Origin of the sequence: Pelomonas dachongensis (genome assembly GCF_043555865.1) — a bacterium.
GTDB lineage: Bacteria > Pseudomonadota > Gammaproteobacteria > Burkholderiales > Burkholderiaceae_C > Pelomonas > Pelomonas dachongensis.
The window spans coordinates 288,420-306,029 of sequence record NZ_JBIGHY010000006.1; the positions used below are offsets into that span (position 1 = coordinate 288,420).

The 17,610-nt window shown below is 65.2% G+C and carries 15 protein-coding genes; 1 reads left to right on the top strand and 14 read right to left on the bottom strand.

Going from position 1 to position 17,610, the window contains the following annotated elements:
• Positions 1–5: 5 nt before the first annotated feature.
• From ACG02S_RS17825 to ACG02S_RS17890, 14 genes are all read right to left on the bottom strand, one after another.
• Complete coding sequence (locus tag ACG02S_RS17825) at positions 6–728, bottom strand: acyltransferase (RefSeq protein WP_394471822.1); 723 nt, start codon at positions 726–728, stop codon at positions 6–8.
• A 12-nt stretch (positions 729–740) separates the two neighbouring features.
• Positions 741–2,327, bottom strand: a complete 1,587-nt coding sequence (locus tag ACG02S_RS17830) for a capsular polysaccharide export protein, LipB/KpsS family (protein ID WP_394471823.1) — start codon at positions 2,325–2,327, stop codon at positions 741–743.
• A gap of 54 nt (positions 2,328–2,381) precedes the next feature.
• A complete protein-coding gene (locus tag ACG02S_RS17835; protein WP_394471824.1) occupies positions 2,382–3,797 on the bottom strand; it encodes an oligosaccharide flippase family protein in 1,416 nt (471 codons plus the stop codon).
• 31 nt (positions 3,798–3,828) lie between these two features.
• A complete protein-coding gene (gene gmd / locus ACG02S_RS17840; protein ID WP_394471825.1) occupies positions 3,829–4,929 on the bottom strand; it encodes a GDP-mannose 4,6-dehydratase in 1,101 nt (366 codons plus the stop codon).
• Positions 4,930–4,979: 50 nt separating this feature from the next.
• Entirely contained in the window at positions 4,980–5,708 is a 729-nt protein-coding gene (locus ACG02S_RS17845) for an acylneuraminate cytidylyltransferase family protein (RefSeq protein WP_394471826.1), read from the bottom strand.
• Positions 5,701–6,756: a nucleotidyltransferase family protein gene (locus ACG02S_RS17850; protein ID WP_394471827.1), complete on the bottom strand. Its 1,056-nt coding sequence runs from the start codon at positions 6,754–6,756 to the stop codon at positions 5,701–5,703. Before ACG02S_RS17850 ends, ACG02S_RS17845 begins: the two co-directional genes overlap by 8 nt.
• A complete protein-coding gene (locus ACG02S_RS17855) occupies positions 6,753–8,450 on the bottom strand; it encodes an HAD-IA family hydrolase (protein WP_394471828.1) in 1,698 nt (565 codons plus the stop codon). The genes ACG02S_RS17850 and ACG02S_RS17855 overlap by 4 nt, the downstream gene beginning before the upstream one ends.
• Positions 8,451–8,473: 23 nt before the next feature.
• Positions 8,474–9,616 carry a UDP-N-acetylglucosamine 2-epimerase gene (gene neuC, locus ACG02S_RS17860; protein WP_394471829.1) on the bottom strand — a complete coding sequence of 381 codons (1,143 nt, stop codon included), beginning with the start codon at positions 9,614–9,616 and terminating at the stop codon, positions 8,474–8,476.
• A 45-nt stretch (positions 9,617–9,661) separates the two neighbouring features.
• Entirely contained in the window at positions 9,662–10,663 is a 1,002-nt protein-coding gene (neuB, locus tag ACG02S_RS17865; RefSeq protein ID WP_394471830.1) for an N-acetylneuraminate synthase, read from the bottom strand.
• Positions 10,664–10,724: 61 nt separating this feature from the next.
• Entirely contained in the window at positions 10,725–11,867 is a 1,143-nt protein-coding gene (locus tag ACG02S_RS17870; RefSeq protein ID WP_394471831.1) for a LegC family aminotransferase, read from the bottom strand.
• An 11-nt stretch (positions 11,868–11,878) separates the two neighbouring features.
• Positions 11,879–12,859, bottom strand: coding sequence for an NAD-dependent 4,6-dehydratase LegB (locus tag ACG02S_RS17875; RefSeq protein ID WP_394471832.1), 981 nt, complete (start codon positions 12,857–12,859; stop codon positions 11,879–11,881).
• 17 nt (positions 12,860–12,876) lie between these two features.
• Entirely contained in the window at positions 12,877–13,287 is a 411-nt protein-coding gene (locus tag ACG02S_RS17880) for a MarR family EPS-associated transcriptional regulator (protein WP_394471833.1), read from the bottom strand.
• A gap of 105 nt (positions 13,288–13,392) precedes the next feature.
• Entirely contained in the window at positions 13,393–14,511 is a 1,119-nt protein-coding gene (locus tag ACG02S_RS17885) for a Wzz/FepE/Etk N-terminal domain-containing protein (protein ID WP_394471834.1), read from the bottom strand.
• A 2-nt stretch (positions 14,512–14,513) separates the two neighbouring features.
• Positions 14,514–16,388 carry an SLBB domain-containing protein gene (locus ACG02S_RS17890; RefSeq protein ID WP_394471835.1) on the bottom strand — a complete coding sequence of 625 codons (1,875 nt, stop codon included), beginning with the start codon at positions 16,386–16,388 and terminating at the stop codon, positions 14,514–14,516.
• 121 nt (positions 16,389–16,509) lie between these two features.
• Here ACG02S_RS17890 and ACG02S_RS17895 point away from each other — a divergent pair, with 121 nt between their 5' ends.
• Positions 16,510–17,601, top strand: coding sequence for an MraY family glycosyltransferase (locus ACG02S_RS17895; RefSeq protein WP_394471836.1), 1,092 nt, complete (start codon positions 16,510–16,512; stop codon positions 17,599–17,601).
• Positions 17,602–17,610 lie beyond the last annotated feature (9 nt).

The window sequence follows — 17,610 nt, forward strand, 5'->3', positions numbered from 1 at the left end:
CCGGTTCAGAGACTACCCAGGTCGGCGGCCAGGGCGACCCACGGCATGTCCACTTGCGGATGCGTCGAGCGCAGCCGAGCGAGGTAGGTCGAGGCGTCGGGGTTATCGTCCAAGTCGCCTGCTTGCATGGCGTCGACGGCGATCCAGGCGTCTCGCTGGAAGCTGTAGCGCTTGAGCACACGGGCCGGGTTGCCGACGACCAGGCTGAAAGGTGGCACATCTGAAGTTACGAGCGCACCCGCGCCGATCACGCAGCCGTGACCGATCTCAACGTTCCCCAGCACCATGGCGTTCACGCCGAAGAAGCAGTTGTCCCCGACTCGGATCTCGTCCTCCCCGGTCGTGCCGGTGGTGACGATCGGTGAGTTCCGGATGTCCGCGATGTGGGTGCTGCAGATGAACTTGCAACCCAGCGTGGTCAGGCAGTAGTGACCGATCCGGATCGAGCGGCCTGAACTCATGAAATTGTCGCGGCCAATGAAGGCGTGATCACCGATCGTGATCGCGTAGCCACCTGGCAGCGGATGATTGACATTCAACCAGCAACGTTCAGAGAGGCCGCTGTTCTCGCCAATCCACACATGGCGGCGCCCCAGGATCTGTACGGACCGGTGCACGTGAGATCCCTGGCCCAGCGCCAGCGGTCCGCGTTGACGCCACAAGGAGATCCGCTCGCGCAGGAGAGCGGGGGCATGGCGCCGCACAATTCGCTTCAGGGCCTGGAACATTTCCTCTGGTCCTTAGGCAGGAGCGACCGCGTCAGCGGTTGGCAGGTGTTGACGCAGCTGGTGCTCGTGGTTTAGCACTGCCGAGGGCGTTCCGGTCTCGAGCACGGACAGGATCACGTCCACGTCAGGAGCGACTAGCAGGTCCGCTAACGGGCGCAGGAAGAAATCATCGCTCACTGGGTTGAAATGGGTGAAGTTCCAGTTGCAGACCTGCGTCGTGTAGTAGCAGAGCAGCGCATCTCGCGACATGGCCGGCGTGACCGTCAACTGCCCGTGGGCGGCCTGCCCCAGCAACTCGAAGTAACGTTCGCGCGACTTGGCGGACCATACGAACCCGAGGTCGGCGTAGTAGCTACGCGAGGCGGTGATGGTCGGTTTTCCCAGGGCGCTGGCTTCGACACCGAAAGTCGACGTGTAGGCGAGGACGGCAGATGACACCGATAGCAGGTCGTAGCTATTGAGCGGATTCGCCGCGGAGATGAAGAACAGGCGTTCGTGGTCGCCGACGGCCTTCCGCAGCAGCGCACCGTAGTCGTCCGACGTGCGGGCCAGATCGAACCGCTCAGCCGGATGCTGGCGGACGACGACCTTTGCGTCTGTATGTTCGAGGATCCATCGCACCGACTCAACGATCCATTCTGTGCTGTCCTTGAAGACGACGTGTAAGCCCAGGGCGGCCTGGTCCCACGAGGAGTTCAACGCGATCAGGATGGCACCCTTGTAAGGATCCAGCGGATCGGCGATACCCGATGCTTGTTGGTAGTTGAAGGCGCTGCGACCGTTGTGGCGCTTCTCGATCTCGGCGCGCCCCAAGTTCAGCATGACAGCCTCTTGCGCCGGGGAAGCCGCGTCCTGCTTTACGCGGGCAAAGGCGGCCGGTATGTCCTGCAACTGGGCGGCGATGCCGCGGGCGGCGAGCAACACCAGTCCTGCGCCAGCATCGTAGGTAGAGACGCGCACGCCGCGCGCCTCCCCAGCAGCGATCCATAGGCCGCTGGTTCCGTACACGCCGCCAGGCATCACGATGGCATCAAAGTCGTGTTCGCTCACGACCCGCTCGATCGCGGGGAGGGCGCGGCGCAGTTGTTTACGCACCAGTGTTTCGTAGGCCGATCGGCCTGCGGCCAAGGTCTCACCCCGCAGCTTATGTACGGCGTTGAGTTCGGCGAGCCGAGCGATCCGGACGAGCGCTTCGTCGGAGAGGGCGGTGCCGTCACGGAGGAAGTCCGAGAGGTTGATCACCTGGTAGCGCGCGGCTAGTCGTCGCATCACGCGACGGATGAAGTGGCGCACGATCGAGGCGACCCATGGCGCGTCGCTGAACGGCAGGTCGTCATGGATATAAACGACTCGATTGCCGCGCACGCTCAGGAGCAGACCCATCAGTACGGCATACCAAGGCACCCAAGTCGTGAGCCACACGGTCACCACGAGAGCGATGGTGCGCTGCTCCGAGCCCGAACGGATACTGCGCGCGTGTTGGGCCTCAGTCTGGTCCACCAGCGCGTGCATGTGGCCCACGCTTTCCGACCACCGCAGTGGATTGATGCCGAGCCATTCGCCGATGAGGTTCTTGAAGGTCTTCTTCTTGGCGGTCATGCCAAAGCTCCTGCGGAGAAGGGGTGCAGGTCCGCCGGTGGGCGGTCTGATAGGTCACGCATGACGGGCTGACAATCTTCGATGGATGACAAAAAGCGTTCCAGCCAGCGCAGCCGAGAAGGCGAACTTGGCGGCCAGCAGCGTCGCCAGTGGCCAGCTCTGTGCCGAAAGCCACTGGGCACCACCGCCGATGGCGCCCAGCGCCGTCAGCGATGTCGCTATCAAGAGGAAGTCGCTTTGTCCTGTAAGCCGGCGTGCCATCCATTGACTCACCAGCATCCGGCCGGCAAACGCGGTGCAGGTGGCGACCGCCGCGCCCAGAATGTGGTGTTCCGGGATCAGCACCAGCCCGAGGAGCATCGCCAGGATTGCGCTGAGGATGGAAACCGCTACCGAGGTCTTGGGGCGGCGGTGGTAGAGCAGCACCGTGTCTGACATCAGCGTGAAGGTATTGCTGAAGTTGGCCGCCACCAGGATCAGCAGGAGCGTCAGGCCGCCCGCGTAGCCGCGTGGTGCGACCAGGGCAAAGATCTCCTGCGCGAAGATCATCAGTGCCGCGCACACTGCCAGCATCAGTACCATCAGGATGCGAGTGGCGCGATGGATCATGCGCGGCACCTGGTCAGCCTCGGCCCCGTAGACGGCCGGCTGCAGGGCCATGCCGAACGACGAGCAGGCGATGCCGGCCACCATCGATAGCTGCTGCGCCAGGCCAAAGACGGCCAGTTCCTCTGCCGGCACGTGATGCTGAAGGATCAATGTGCTGGCGCGGTTGAGCAGGAAGTACGCGACATAGCCGACGAGGATGGGGACAGCGTACCTCAGCGTTTCAGCCAGCCAGGCGCGCGGCAGGGCCAGCCGGAAGGACTTGCCCAGCATCACTGGGAGCGCGCCGGCCGACAGCACCGACCCCGCGAGCAATGCCAGCAAGATGCCGGTCAGGCCCAAGTGGAAAAACTGCAGCATCACCGTGGCGACGATGGCGATCAGCGCTGCGCCGCCGACCTGCAAGGACACGACCGCGATTGCGCGCCCTTGCATGCGCAACCATATGACGCTGATCGCGCTGAGAAAACCGAGTGCGCCGATGGCCACGCTTAGCGGGAGATTGGGGATGATCGGTACCGCTGGCGAAAGCCCGCTCCACAGCGCGCGGCCGGCCAATGCCAGCACGGCGCTGGTGCACAGCAACAGCAGTCCGAAGAAGCAGACCAGCGCGCTGATGTACTCCCGCTCCGTGCCTGCCTTCCTGTGGTCGAAGTAAAGGCGACCCAGAGCCGACGGGATGCCAAACTGAAGCAGGTAGGTGAAGATATCGATGTTGGCGCGAACGGCGACGAAATGACCGAACTCCGCCTGAGTGAGGCTGCGTGTGTACATCGGCAGCAGCAGGAAGCCACCCACGACGAGGACAGCCATGTCGGCCAATCCATAAATCGCGGCAGAGGAAAGCAGGCGGCGGGTATCCATCGTGGCGGGACGTCGTCAATCTTGCCGGGACTCACTCATGCGAATTCAGCGCCTTGAAGCCGTGGCCTTTGATCAACTCGTCGCGCTGAGCTGCGATCAAGTCCTCACGGGTCATCTCGCGCACCAGTTCCTCGAAGCTGATCTTTGGCTCCCAGCCCAACTGCTTCTTCGCCTTGCTGGGGTCGCCCAGCAGCGTCTCCACCTCAGCCGGACGGAAGTAGCGCGGATCCACCGCCACGACGACACGCTCCGTGCCATCCGCGTGCACGAGGAACGCCTTCTCATCGACGCCTCTGCCTTCCCAGCGCAGCGTCATCTCCAGTTCCTTGGCCGCGGCCTTGACGAAGTCGCGCACGCTGTACTGAACGCCGGTGGCGATGACGTAGTCCTCGGGCCTGTCCTGCTGCAGCATCAGCCACTGGGCCTCGACATAGTCCTTCGCATGACCCCAATCGCGCAGCGAGTCCATGTTGCCCAGGTATAGGCAGCTCTGCAGGCCCAGCTTGATACGGGCCAGCGCGCGGGTAATCTTGCGCGTCACGAAGGTCTCGCCGCGCAGGGGGGACTCGTGGTTGAACAGGATGCCGTTGCAGGCGTACATGCCATAGGACTCGCGGTAGTTCACCGTGATCCAGTAACCGTAGAGCTTTGCCACGCCGTAGGGGCTGCGCGGATAGAAGGGCGTGGTTTCCTTCTGCGGGATCTCCTGCACCTGTCCATACATCTCGGACGTGCTGGCCTGGTAGAAGCGGGTCTTCTTCTGCAGGCCCAGCAGGCGGATTGCCTCCAGGATGCGCAGCGGGCCGATGGCGTCAGAATTGGCGGTGTACTCGGGCTCCTCGAAGCTCACGTGCACGTGCGACTGCGCGGCCAGGTTGTAGATCTCGTCGGGCTGCACCTGCTGGATGATGCGCACCAGGCTGGACGAGTCCGTCATGTCGCCGTAGTGCAGGAACAGCCGCGTGTCGGGCAGGTGCGGATCCTGGTAAAGGTGGTCGATTCGGGCGGTATTGAACAGCGAGGCGCGGCGGCGCACGCCGTGGACGACGTAGCCCTTGTCCAAAAGGAATTCTGCGAGGTAGGCACCGTCCTGGCCGGTGATGCCGGTGATAAGAGCGACTTTTTGGTTCATGGCTGCGCGTTCGATGAAGGGCGTGGGAAGGGGACGAGGAACGGGCGGGTTCAGCGGACGCCGGGCGCGTCTGCCCAGTGCGAAGCCAGCGCCCAGTCGTCGGCGGTGTCGATGTCCAGGCTCTCGCGAGCATCGGTCATCACGAAGGGTAGGACGCCAGGCCGCACGATTGGGTGGCCGGTTCGGGCGTCCTCGGCCGGGATCACGTAGAGCGCGCCGTTGAGCGCGTAGGCCGGGGTCAGGTCTTGCGAGCGCAGCGCCAGCGGCTCCCAGCCGAGGCTGGGGCGCAGCTCGCCGTCCTGCCAGGCGAAGGTCCAGGCTGGGTGCGACGCGGCGGGGCTGACGCTGACCACCGGATGGCGCGTCGGACCGGGCTGGTCGGAGTAGCTGCGGACGGCGCCGCGGATCGCTGCGGCACTCCGGAAGGGGCTGGTCGGCTGAAGCAGCAGCACCGCGTCGACGGCGCCGTGCGCCTGCTCATACCAGGCTAGCGCGTGCGCAATGACGCCGGCGCTGCCGGCGGTGTCGGTGGCCAGTTCGGCCGGGCGCAGCCAGGGCACCATCGCACCGCCGGCACGGGAAGTCGCGGCGATCTCCTCGTCGTCGGTGCTCACTAGCACGTCAGCGCAGACACCGCTCTCCAGCGCCGCCGCGATCGACCACTGGATCAGCGGACGCCCCCCCAGCGGCAGCACGTTCTTGCGCGGCAGCCGCTTGCTGCCTCCGCGGGCCGGGACCAGCGCGAGCAGGCGCGGCGCGCCGACCAGGGACTCAGCCATGGAATAGCCCTGCGACGTCGTACTGGGCGCGCTGGAAGTCTTCCATGCGGCCGATGTCCAGCCAGTACTCGTGGACCGGGAACATGTTGACTGGCTGGCCCTGCTCCATCCGCTGCTGCAGCAGCGTCGGCATGTCGATGCGCTGGCCGCGCGCGACGCCGTCGAGCACCGACGGCGACAGCACGTAGATGCCGGCGTTGATGAAGTAGCGATAGGCCGGCTTTTCGACCATCGAGGTGATGCGCAGGCCGTCGCCCTCGATGACGCCATAAGGCACGCGGTGTTCGTGCTCACGCACGCACATGGTGGCCAAGCCGTCATGGCTGTCGTGGAAGTCCAGCAGCTTGTTAAAGTCGAGGTTGGTCAGCAGGTCGCCGTTCATCATGAACATCGGCTCGCGGATCGCGTCGCGCGGCAGCAGGCCCAGCGCGCCGCCGGTGCCCAGCGGCTCGTCCTCGTGCACGTACTGGACCTCGATGTCCCAGCGGCTGCCGTCGCCAATGTGCTCGCGGATCATCCCGGGCAGGTAGTGCGTCGAGATGAAGAAGCGGTGGAAACCGGCGCGCACGAAGTTCTCGATGATGATCTCGAGGATGGGCTTGTCGCCGACGTTGAGCAGCGGCTTGGGGCAGTTGTCGGTGAGCGGCTGCAGCCGCGTGCCGAAGCCGCCAGCCATCAGGAACACCGCGTTGTCGCGGCGCCTGCCGTGCAGCAGGCCGTGCAGCGTCTCGATGCCGACGACGCGGCCTTCGGCGTCCACCAGCGGGATCTGCGAGACCTGGTGGCGCTCCATCAGCTGCAGCACGCGTTCCTTGGTCGAGCCGGCCGTGGCGGTGCGGGGCTGGCGGTTCATCGCCTCGGCGACGGGGGCCTCCAGGCCGACCTGGCGGATCAGCGCGCGGCGCACGTCGCCGTCGGTGACGGTGCCCAGCAGGCGGCGATCGCCGTCGACGACGACGGTGATCTGCAGCCCGCCGCGATCGAGGGCTGTCATGGCGTCGCGCAGCGAGGCGCCGGGCAGGACGAGGGCGAGTTCCCAGTGGTTCATGGTCGGGTGGTCGGTAGGCGGGCGGGGCACTCGCGAGCCGGCGCGAGCAGCTCGGCGAGCGAGCGCACCAGGCCCTGCGGTTGATGTTCGGGCGCGGGCGCGAGCGCCTGGCCGTGCTCGGTCCCGGGGCGGACGATGCGCAGCGTGCGCATGCCCAGCTGATGGGGCCCGGCGAAGTCCTTCAGCGGGTTGTCGGACACGTACAGCGCTTCGTCGCCGCTCACGCACAGCGCGTCCAGGATGCGTTGGAAACCGCGTGGCGAAGGTTTCCAGGCGTCGCGGCCGATTTCGTCGGTGATCACGATCTCGTCGAAGAAGGGGGCCAGCCCGAGGGTGTCCAGCTTGCGCCGCTGCACCTCGGCCCAGCCGTCGGACAGCAGGGCCAGGCGGTGGCCGCGCGCGCGCAATTCGGTGAGCACGGGGATCGTCTCGACATGCGGGCGGATGGCCGGCGCGTGCTCGCGATACGCGGGCACCAGCACGCGGCCGACATAGTCGTCCCCCGGCGTGGCGATGCCGAGGTCGGCGAGCACCGTGCTCATCAGGTCGCCCCGCTGGCCGGCGGCGAAGCGGCGTCGCAGTTCGGGTTCGATATCCACGCCCAGGTCCTGCCAGGCACGTTCGGCCACTGCGCGGTGGCCCGAGCGGACGAAATCGGCTTCCGGATACAAGGTGTCGTCCATGTCGAACACGATTACCGGCGGCAGCGGGACCGGGATGCCGCGCGGCACCGACAGCCGGGACGGTGGCAGGAATATCGAGCGGTCCGTGCGCGTCATGACCATGCCGTCGTGCACCGTCGCCGCCGCGACGGAGGGTTCGCGTCCAGCGGCCATCTGGAGGATCCATCGCGGCCAGTCCGCGCCGGCGCCGATAGCCAGCGGCAAGCCGCCGCCCATTCGGGCGTTGAGCTCCATCGCGACCCAGCGTCCGGGTGCTGGATTGCGGAACTGCACTGTCACCGGGCCGATGCAGCCCAGACCTGCCGCGATCGCCATCGCGCGCGCCTCGAGCTCGGGGGAACGTTCCACGATGCCGCGCGTCACTTCGCCGCCCCGCACCTGCAGCCGACGGCGCGGCACCGCGCACAGGGCGCGCCCCGAGAGGTCCAGCAGGACGTCGACCGTCGTTTCGTCGCCGCCGACCAGACGTTCGACCATCGGGTCGGCGGTCTCGGCCAAGCGGGCGCGGAGTTCATCGGCGTCCTCGACGCGGACCGCCCCGATTGATGCCGAGCCGGAGGCCGGCTTGATGAAGAGCGGGAATGTCAGGTCCGGCGCGGAAGGGTCGACCGCCTCGGGCACCTCGGCGCCGAGCGCGGCGAAGGCGTCGCGGCTTAGGCGCTTGTCGCGGGCGATCTGGATGACCCGGGGCGGGGACAGCAGCAGGCGCGCGTCGGGCGCGCGCTCCGCCAGAGCCGCGCGCCAGCGGTCCAGGCGTACGAGGTCCGGATCGATCGTGGGGATCACCAGGTCGATGCGCTCGTGCACGAGGAACGCGCACAAGGCGTCGATGAACGCGTCGCTGTCGATCGGCGTGGGCAGCTCGATCCGGCGATCGACGACGGCCAGCGCCGGCGCGAGCGGGTTCGGGTCGCTGCCCCAAATCAGGCCGGGAGACACCGCCGGCAGCGCCCGGGCGAAGGCCTCGACCAGCTCGCAGCGGCGTCCGACATTCAGGAAGAAGACATTCATGGAGGTTCCGTCGCGGCGGGCGTTCAGCCCAGCCAGGGCTTGTCGACGGCCAGGGGCCAGCTCAAGCGGTCGAACAGGGAAAGGGTCCGCGCGGTGAAGCTGCCGTCGCCGTAGGGATTGATCACGCCGCGGCTGCGCTCGACGAAGGCGGGCGACAGCGCGAGGTCGATCGCGTCGGCGATCGCCGCGGGGTCGAACGGGCAGTCGAGCACGTTGCCGGCGCGGTCGCGACCGGCCTGGCGATCGCCGATGTTGAGCACCGGCAGGCCGGCCGTGGCGGCCTCGATGATGCCGGACGAGGAATTGCCGACCATGGCCGCCGCGTGATGCAGCGCGGCCACGTAGCGGCGCAAGCCCAGATTGGGGACGTAGCGGACGCCTTCCCGGCGACGGGGCAAGGCGTCGCACAGCGCTAGGAAGGGCGCGTTGCCCGGATCCGCGCAGGGCGCGGTGATCAGGATCTGCGGCGCCGCCGTCGCCAGCGCCTGCTCAGCGGCATGGGCAAAGCGGGTATTGGCCGCTTCGTCCACATTGGTCTCCGGATGCAGCGTCACCAGCAGGAAGGGGCGCGCCGGGTCCAGGCCGACCTCGGCGCAGAAGGCGTCGCGCGCGGCCGGCGCGGTGCGCACCAGCGCGTCGAGTTCGGGCGCGCCGGTGACATGGATGGTGGCGGGGTCCTCGTGCAGCGCCGCCACGCGGGCGCCGCAGCCCTCGGAGGCGACCAGGTGCAGCGCGCTGAGCTTGGACAGCGCATGTCGCACCCGCTCGTCTATCGCGCCCAGCGTCAGGTGACCGCCGCCGATGTGGATGACCGGCACGCGCGCCAGCATCGCGGCCTGCGCGCCGGCCAGCATCTCGTAGCGGTCGCCGAGGATCAGCAGCGCGTCCGGACGACGGCGCTCCAGCCATTGCGCCATGCCGGACAGCACCGCGGCGCTCTGCGCTCCGGCGTCGCCGTCGACGGCCGGCAGCACGCAGTCCAGCGGCAGGCCGCTGCGTTCGACATCGCCTAGCGTGCGGCCCAGCCGCTCGTCATGATGTCCCGCGCCCGCGGCGAGCAGCAGCCGGTAGCGGTCGGAGGCATGCAAGGCGCCGTACAGTTCCTCCATGCGGCCGAAATCGGACCGCGCTACGGTGAGCGAGGCGAGCGTGATCGGGGCGGGCATGGGGCGGGTGTCGAAGGCGGCGCGGCGGCGGGGAGCGGCCGGCGGTCAGGCCAAGTCGGTCCAGCGGATCAGCGCGTTCTCGGCGACGTCGCGCGCGAGCGTGCGGCCGAACACCAACTCGGCGTCCATCGCGGGGATTCCGGTGCCGGGACGTTTGGCGGTCAGGTCGGCCTCCGTGATTACGTGGCCCGCGTCCATGGCGCGCACCGTGACGATGGACTTGCGTGCCACCTTAGCGACCTCGACCTCGACCGGCCACGGACGTTTCTCGCCATGTCCCAGGGCCGCATTGATATTGCGGATGCCGTCGACCAGCGCGCGGAACTCATGCGGCTCCAGCGAGGCGGCCTGGTCCGGGCCGGGCAGCTTCTTGTCGAGGGTGAAGTGCTTCTCGATGACCGTCGCGCCCAGTGCGACGGCGGCCAGCGAGATCTCGATGCCGGGCGTATGGTCCGAGTAGCCGACCGGCAGGCCGAACTCGCGCGCCATCGTCGCCATGGCCCGCAGGTTGCAGTACTGCGGTTCCGCCGGGTACTGCGTCGTGCAATGCAGCACCGTGACCGGACCGCTGTCGTGGCGCTTCAGGAAGTCCAGCGAGCGCCGGACCTCCTCCAGCGTGGCCATGCCGGTGGAGACGATGAGCGGCAGCCGGGTCGCGGCGGCGGCGCGCAGCAGGAAGGGGTTGACCGTCTCGCCCGACGGGATCTTCATGCGCCGCATGCCGATCGTGCCGAGGAAGTCGGTGGAGGGTACGTCGAAAGGCGAGGACAGGAACTCGATACCCAGCTCCTTGGCGTAGGCCTGCAGCGTCAGGGTCTCGTCGAAGGACAGTTCCAGGCGGCGCGCCAGTTCGAGGAAGTTCTTGTCCCCGTCCTTCATATAGCCGGCCAGGGGCGTCTCGTCGGTCATGACTTCCTCGGCCTTGTAGGTCTGGAACTTCACGACGTCGACGCCGGTCTCCCTGGCGGCGGCGATCATTTCCTTGGCGAGGCCGATGTCGCCGTTGTGATTAACGCCGATCTCGGCGATGACGAGGGTCTGGTCCATGTCGAATCCGATCTTGTTCCGGGTTGATCTATCGGTACTTGAGGGGGCCGGCGAACCGTCGTCAGCCCGGCGTCACGCTGCTGGGCAGGTTCACGACTCGCGCTTCCAACCACTCCGAGTTGTCCAGCGGACCGCGCGGCGCGTTCGCATACAGCGGCAGGCGGTTCATCAGCGCCCAGATCGGCCGCGTCATCACGCCGGCGTCGTTGGTCGCCTTGAGCAGCGCGTCGCGTTGCGCCGGGGTCTCGCAGATCACGCCGTTGAGCCAGTAGTTCGAGCGGCAATGCTCTGGCTCGACGATCGGCCGCAAGTCCGTGCCCAGGAAGAAGGCGATGTAGCGCTCCGCCAGCGCGCGCTTGGAGGCCAGGAAAGCCGGCAGCTGCTCTAGCTGCGCGCAGCCCAGCGCCGCGTTCAGGTTGGGCATGCGGTAGTTGTAGCCGACCTCGTCGTGGAAGAACTCGTACGGGTGCGGGATCTTGGCCGTCGTCGTCAGGTGCTTGGCGCGCTTGCCGATGACTTCGTCCGCCAGCACCATGCCGCCGCCGCCCGTAGTCATGATCTTGTTGCCGTTGAAGCTCAGAACGCCGATGCGGCCGAAGTTGCCGGTGTGGCGACCCTTGTAATAGCTGCCCAGCGATTCCGCCGCGTCTTCCACCAGAACCAGGTGCCAGCGGTCGCAGACCTCGACCAGCGCGTCCAGTTCGACCGGGTGGCCGAAGGTGTGCATCGGCAGGCAGGCGCGGATGCGGCGGCCGCCCTCGCGAGCACGGCACACGCCGTCGTCGTCGATCCGGGCACGCGCCTGCAGCCAGGCGTCCAGCGCCGTCGGCGACAGGCCCAGCGTGTGGCGGTCGACATCGATGAACAGCGGCGTCGCGCCGCAATAGGCGATCGCGTTGCAGGTCGCCACGAAGGTCAGCGACTGTGTCACCACCAGGTCGTCCCGCTCGACGCCCGCCAGCACCAGCGCGATGTGCAGCGCCGCCGTGCCGTTCATCACCGCGACCGCGCGCGCGCTGCCGGTGAAGGCAGCCGTGTCCTTCTCGAAGCGGTCAACATAGGCGCCGACGCTCGACACGAAAGTTGAGTCGATCGTGTCCACCAACAGCTCGCGCTCGCGGCCGCGGAACACGGGCGCGTGCAGCGGGATGAACTCGTTCGTGGCGTATTGCTCGCGGACGAAACTGACGAGGCGGTCGAACATCGCAGCGGTCCTCAGACGTTGTAGATGTGGGCCTTGTACTTCGCCAGGTTGGCCGACTGCGTCATCCAGTCGATGGTGCGCTGCAGGCCGTCGCGGATGTCGTGGCGCGGCTCGAAGCCGGTCAGGCCGCGGATGCGCGTGTTGTCGCACCACAGGCGGAAGACCTCGGACTTCTCCGGGCGGATGCGCTGGTCGTCGGTGATGAACTCGACGTCGCTGCCCATCAGTTCCTTGATCAGGTTGAGCGTGTCGCTGACCGAGATCTCGAAATTGGAGCCGATGTTTACGGTCTCGCCGATCGCCTGCTCACATCGCGCCAGCTCGAGGAAACCGCGGCAGGTGTCGGCCACGTAGTTGAAGTCGCGCGTGGGCGTTGTATCGCCGAGCTTGATCTGCTTCATGCCCGAGGCGATCTGCGTGATGATCGTCGGAATCACTGCGCGGGCCGACTGCCGCGGGCCGTAGGTGTTGAACGGTCGCGCGATCGTCAGCGGCAGGTTGAACGCGTTGAAGTAGCTCAGCGCCATCGCATCCGCGCCGATCTTGGACGCGCTGTACGGCGACTGCGGCTGCAGGGGATGCTTCTCGTCGATGGGCACGTAGCGCGCGGTGCCGTAGACCTCGCTCGTCGAGGTGTGGATCACGCGCTGCACGCCGTTGTCCAGCGCCGCCTGGCAGATGTTGAGCGTGCCTTTCACGTTGGTATCGACGTAGCTGTCCGGAGCCACATACGAGTAGGGAATCGCGATCAGCGCCGCCAGGTGGAACACGGCGTCTTGGCCCTTCGTGACTTTGCGGCAGAAGTGGGGGTCGCGGACGTCGCCGCTGACGATCTCCACATCCTTGGCACAGTCGATGTCGTCCAGCCAGCCCCAGTAGTTGAAGGAGTTGTACTGGCTCAGGGCCCTGACCTCCAGTCCATCACGAACAAGGAGTTCGACGAGGTGGGAGCCGATGAAACCGTCGGCGCCGGTCACGAGTACACGCTTCATTGTGGTGTTGCTTTCAATCAGGACTTGGAGGTCGGAGAGGGGGGCGCGTCGGCATCGACCTGCGGGCTGCGCCGGAGCTCTTCGTGCAGCGCGTCGATCGTGCGGCGCAACGTTTCGAACTCCGCTTCCTTGCGCTGAAGGAATTCCTTGGTCATGCGCGCCTTCTCTAGCAAGCCTATGGGTGTCAGCAAATAGCTGTACGCCAGCTTGTGGTCGCTGCGCTCGAAATTGCGCATCTTCACCAGCCCCTTGTTCAGCAGCGCCTGCAGCAGATAGTGCGTCTTCCCCAGGCTTATGCCCAAATGCCTGGCGAGGCCGCGCTGCGAGATGTGTGGATCCTGTTCCAAGGCGCGCAGCACCATGAGGCGGGCGTCGTCGGTCGTGGGATCGGCGGCTTCTTCGGCTACAGGGGCGGGGAGGGCGGACATGCGTTCAGATTATGAACGGATAGTCTAGCACGTCCGTTCATTGATTGAACGCGTTGGGTCTCCTTCGGGTAGTCTCCGAAGCTCTGTAGTTTCGTTATGACGCCTTCAGCGTGACGGTGCAGAGCGCCACAGATGACGGCTCACAACGTGCACCGCCAGAAGCAGAGCCACGATCAATGACACGGCTAGCGCGATCGATGCTCGCTTTGGCTTGCTTTTCCACTCGGGCACCAGGGCTTGATCGACTACTTGGATGTTGTTGTCCTCAAGACTTTCTTCTAGTCTCGCCGCTTCGAATTGTCGAGCAATCTGGTCGAAAAGCACCTCTTGATACTTGTACTCGCGGTACTTGCTGACGTAATCAGGTCCCTGTGCTGCATCCGTCTTTTTCTCCAGCGCCTGCAATTGCGAGCGTAGAGATGCAGCGGTTACTGAGAGCCTGGTGACCTCGGGTGACCTGTCTGCAAGTACGCTACGCGTACTATCCAAACTAACTTCAGTTGCAGCAAGTTCAGCCTTGATGCGCGCATACTCTTCGGCTGCGGCCTTGGGCTCCGCGCGAAGCGCACTTTGATTGAATCCACTTCCTTGCAATGCGGTTTGTGCAGCGCTCAAGTTGACTTTTGTGCGCTCGAGTTGTCGTTCGAAGAATGAGCGTTTGCGCTGCGCTTCGGTTAATGACATGTTCGTGGTCGCCGTGCGTAACTCGCTGACATATTGGTTGGCCAATGCTGCAGCGCGCTTTGGATCGTTGTCATCTACTTCGATAGCAATCAACCCATCTTTCTTGTTGAAAGAAATTCGAGATACCGATCGGAGAACTTCTCGCGCTTCAAATCGGTGCTGAGTTTTATAGAGCTGTTGAAGTTGAAATTGATCAATCAACCTGTCAGCGATGGTTCTGCTCTGAAGCAGAGATACATACATGTCACCTGACCCTTTTGCAGCTCCACCCGACAGCCCTGCAAGCGATCCAAGAGAGGAGTTCAAGGCGGCAGTCAAGGCGCCGCCGCTGCCACCCTGCGGCGGCAGGAAGCTGGTACGCGCAGTGAACTGAGGGGTCATCAGATAGGTCGCGCACAGCGCGATAGCACCGGCGGCAAACGATCCAAAAATCAGGCGGCGCCAGTGTCGAGCAAGCTCACGTGCAACATCTATCAAGCTGATCTCGGCTTCGCGGGCAGCAGTGTTATCTGCCCTACCCTCGGTGGGGAGTTGCGTCATTATCAATTCCTGATGGTCTTGAGGGCCGCAGCGCCAAGTCCGAATTGGTAAAGGATCTGTGTCCAGTCCTTCGCCTCTTGCATGAACGTGGTCTTATTCATCTCCTCCGGTACAAAGACTGTATCGCCCGGCAAAGCCTGCAGACTAGCCAGGCGCGAGCCAAAGTTGATCCACCCACCCCCTGTGCTGCGTGAACTCGTGACGGAGCCATTGGCGCGAATGACGAAGATGCTGCCGGTGTCTGCGCCACGGGTCGGGCCGCCGGCGAGTTGCAGGATGTCTTCAACGGAATTGCCGTCGCTCAGCAGGTAACTGCCGCCGTTGAAGACGCTGCCGAACACCCCCACGGTGTTGGGGCGCGGCGGTATATAGAGGCGGTCGCCATCCTCTACAGGCAGTGAAGGCAGTTGTGCGGACTCCGCCTTCAGATCCAAAACGATGCGACCTGTCGGGCGAATTGCACGCAAACGCTCAATCAAGCGGCTAGTGCTGAGTTGGTTCTGCGTAACTGCCTGGGCGTCGTCCGAGCTGGCGACCTTCTTCGTTGCGTTGTTGCGAGTGAAGTCAGTCTCGAGGTCGCGCAACGCGCGGTCGTACTGCACCTCCTGGACTTTTCTGACGCTCTCGCGCGAGAAATCGGTGCCGAACACATAGGCTTGCGTTGTGAACCCCCCCGCCGCCTGCACAGCCTCCATCAGCGTGCTCGTTGGGGGTAGCACGTAGTCGCCGGGGCGTGCCACTTCACCTTCGATTCGGACATTTTTGTACTGTTTGGCTTGCGGCAGTGCGGCCGTCACGCTGTTGAACGCCCTCACCACATCGCCGTTGGCGACCTTCTGTTCACCATCGCGAGGCATGGCCAGCACAACCACCCTACGGTCATTGCGCTCACTGAGGCGCTCGATGGCCAGTCGGGTGGTATCGGCTACGGTAGAAAGTCCGCCCACGTAGGCGAGGGCGTCGCTCACGGTGTCGCCGGACGTCAGCTCAATGACCGCCGGCTTATTGACGCTGCCGATCATTGCGATTTGCGGACCAATGGGGCCGACGTGGAGGACGTCATCCGCCTGCAGCGGTAGGTCACCCCTCTTGTCGCCGCGCACCAGCATGTCGTAGAGGTCAAAGCGAGTCACAACCTGGCCGTTGCGGCGCAGCTCGATGTTGCGGAGACTTCCGGCCACAGAAGGCCCCCCAGATTGCACCAGGCCGGTCATCACGGTCGCCAGGCTGCTGACGCTGTAGGCGCCTGGCTTGGTGACGAAGCCGGTGACGTAGTACCGAATACTGCGCAGCCGGCCCAGCGTGGCGCTCAGTTGGAAGTTCTTGAACACCTGCCCGACGCGTCGCGTCAGCAGGTCATTGAGGTCCGCGTGGCGCACGCCCGCGACTACGACAGGGCCGACGCGCGGAACGACGATGCGACCGGACCGATCCACGGTCAGGCGCAGGTCGGCATCGACGGAGCCCCACAGCGTCAGCTGGATCTCGTCGCCCAAGCCTACGATGTAGTCGGGTGGTACCTGGCGATTGGCCTCCGTGGCAGCCACGCTGCGGCTGGGTAGCATCAAGTCGCTGCCCAGCCGCCGGATGGGCGCCCCCGCCAACTGCGATGCATACGTCTCGAATTCACTGCGCTTGGTGCCGGCGCCAACTAATTGGTCTGAATTGCCGGGCGGTGTCGCCAGGCCTTCTGTCAGCTGCGCAGACTCTCCGGCGGCATTGGATCGAGGCAAATTCAGCCGGATTGGCCCTTGGCCAGCGCTTGAGCTGTCAACGTCTGTCGCATCAATGGCTGGAGCGACGGCGGCCGCAGAACTGCTCCACAACGCCAAGACAGTGAGGCCACATGAAATGGGGTGCCGGCGAAGAACGTTCATCAGTGAATGGTGCATGAAGGGCCGGTCGGGTCGAGCCGACGCCTTGAAGGCAAATGGACGCGGATTCTAGTGGGCATCCCAACCGGAATTCCTGCGGCAGGCTCTCTCTAGAATGGCGTTAATGCTCTATCTTCTCGTGTCATTTCTTGTTGCTGCGGTGGTGACCCTGCTCGTCATCCATTCCTCGCGCAGCCACGCGCATTTCTCTGCTGACGTCGATCTTTCCGGCCCCCAGAAGTTCCATGCCGCGCCGGTGCCGCGCATCGGCGGCGTGGGAATGTTCACCGGCCTGCTGTGTTGCATATTGGTCGCAGCCTTTACGGCGCGGCCTGACTGGAAGTTCGGTGCGATGCTGCTGGCCTGCGGGCTGCCAGCGTTCCTGGCGGGCCTGGTCGAGGATTTGACCAAGCGCGTGTCGCCGGCGAAGCGGTTGCTGGCCACTGCGATCTCGGCTGCGCTCGGCAGTTGGCTGCTGGGCGCGACCATCACCAAGACCGACATCCCGGGCATTGACTGGCTGGTGTCCTCGGCTGCTGGCGCATGGATTGCAACGGTGTTCACCGTCTCCGGCGTCGCGAACGCGGTCAACATCATTGACGGCTTCAACGGCCTGTCGTCCATGTGCGTGAGCCTCATGCTGCTGGTGTTTGCCTATGTGGCCTACCAGGTGGGCGACGTCACCCTGGCGCTGTGGGCCTTGGCGGGCGTGGGTGCGGCGTTGGGCTTCTTTGTCTGGAATTTCCCGGCAGGCCTGATTTTTCTGGGTGACGGTGGTGCCTACTTCCTGGGCTTCTACCTGGCCGAGATCGGCATCCTGCTGGTCGGGCGCAATGCCGAGGTGTCGCCGCTGTTCCCGTTGATGGTCTGCATCTACCCGGTGTTCGAGACGCTGTTCTCCATGTACCGCCGCCAGATCGTGCGCTCGGTTCCCGCCGCCCTGCCGGACGGTATCCATCTCCATTCGCTGATCTACCGCCGCCTGATGCGCTGGGCCATCGGTGCGCGTGACGCCCGCGCGATGACGCGCCGCAACTCCATGACGGCGCCCTATTTGTGGATGCTGTGCCTGTCGTCGCTGCTGCCCGCTCTGGCCTTCTGGGACTCCACGCCGCTGATCGCCGTTTGCATGCTTTTGTTCATCGTCACCTACGTGGGGCTGTATCGCCGCATCGTGCGATTCAAGACGCCCAAATGGCTGGTCATCACGCGTTGAAAGGGTTTC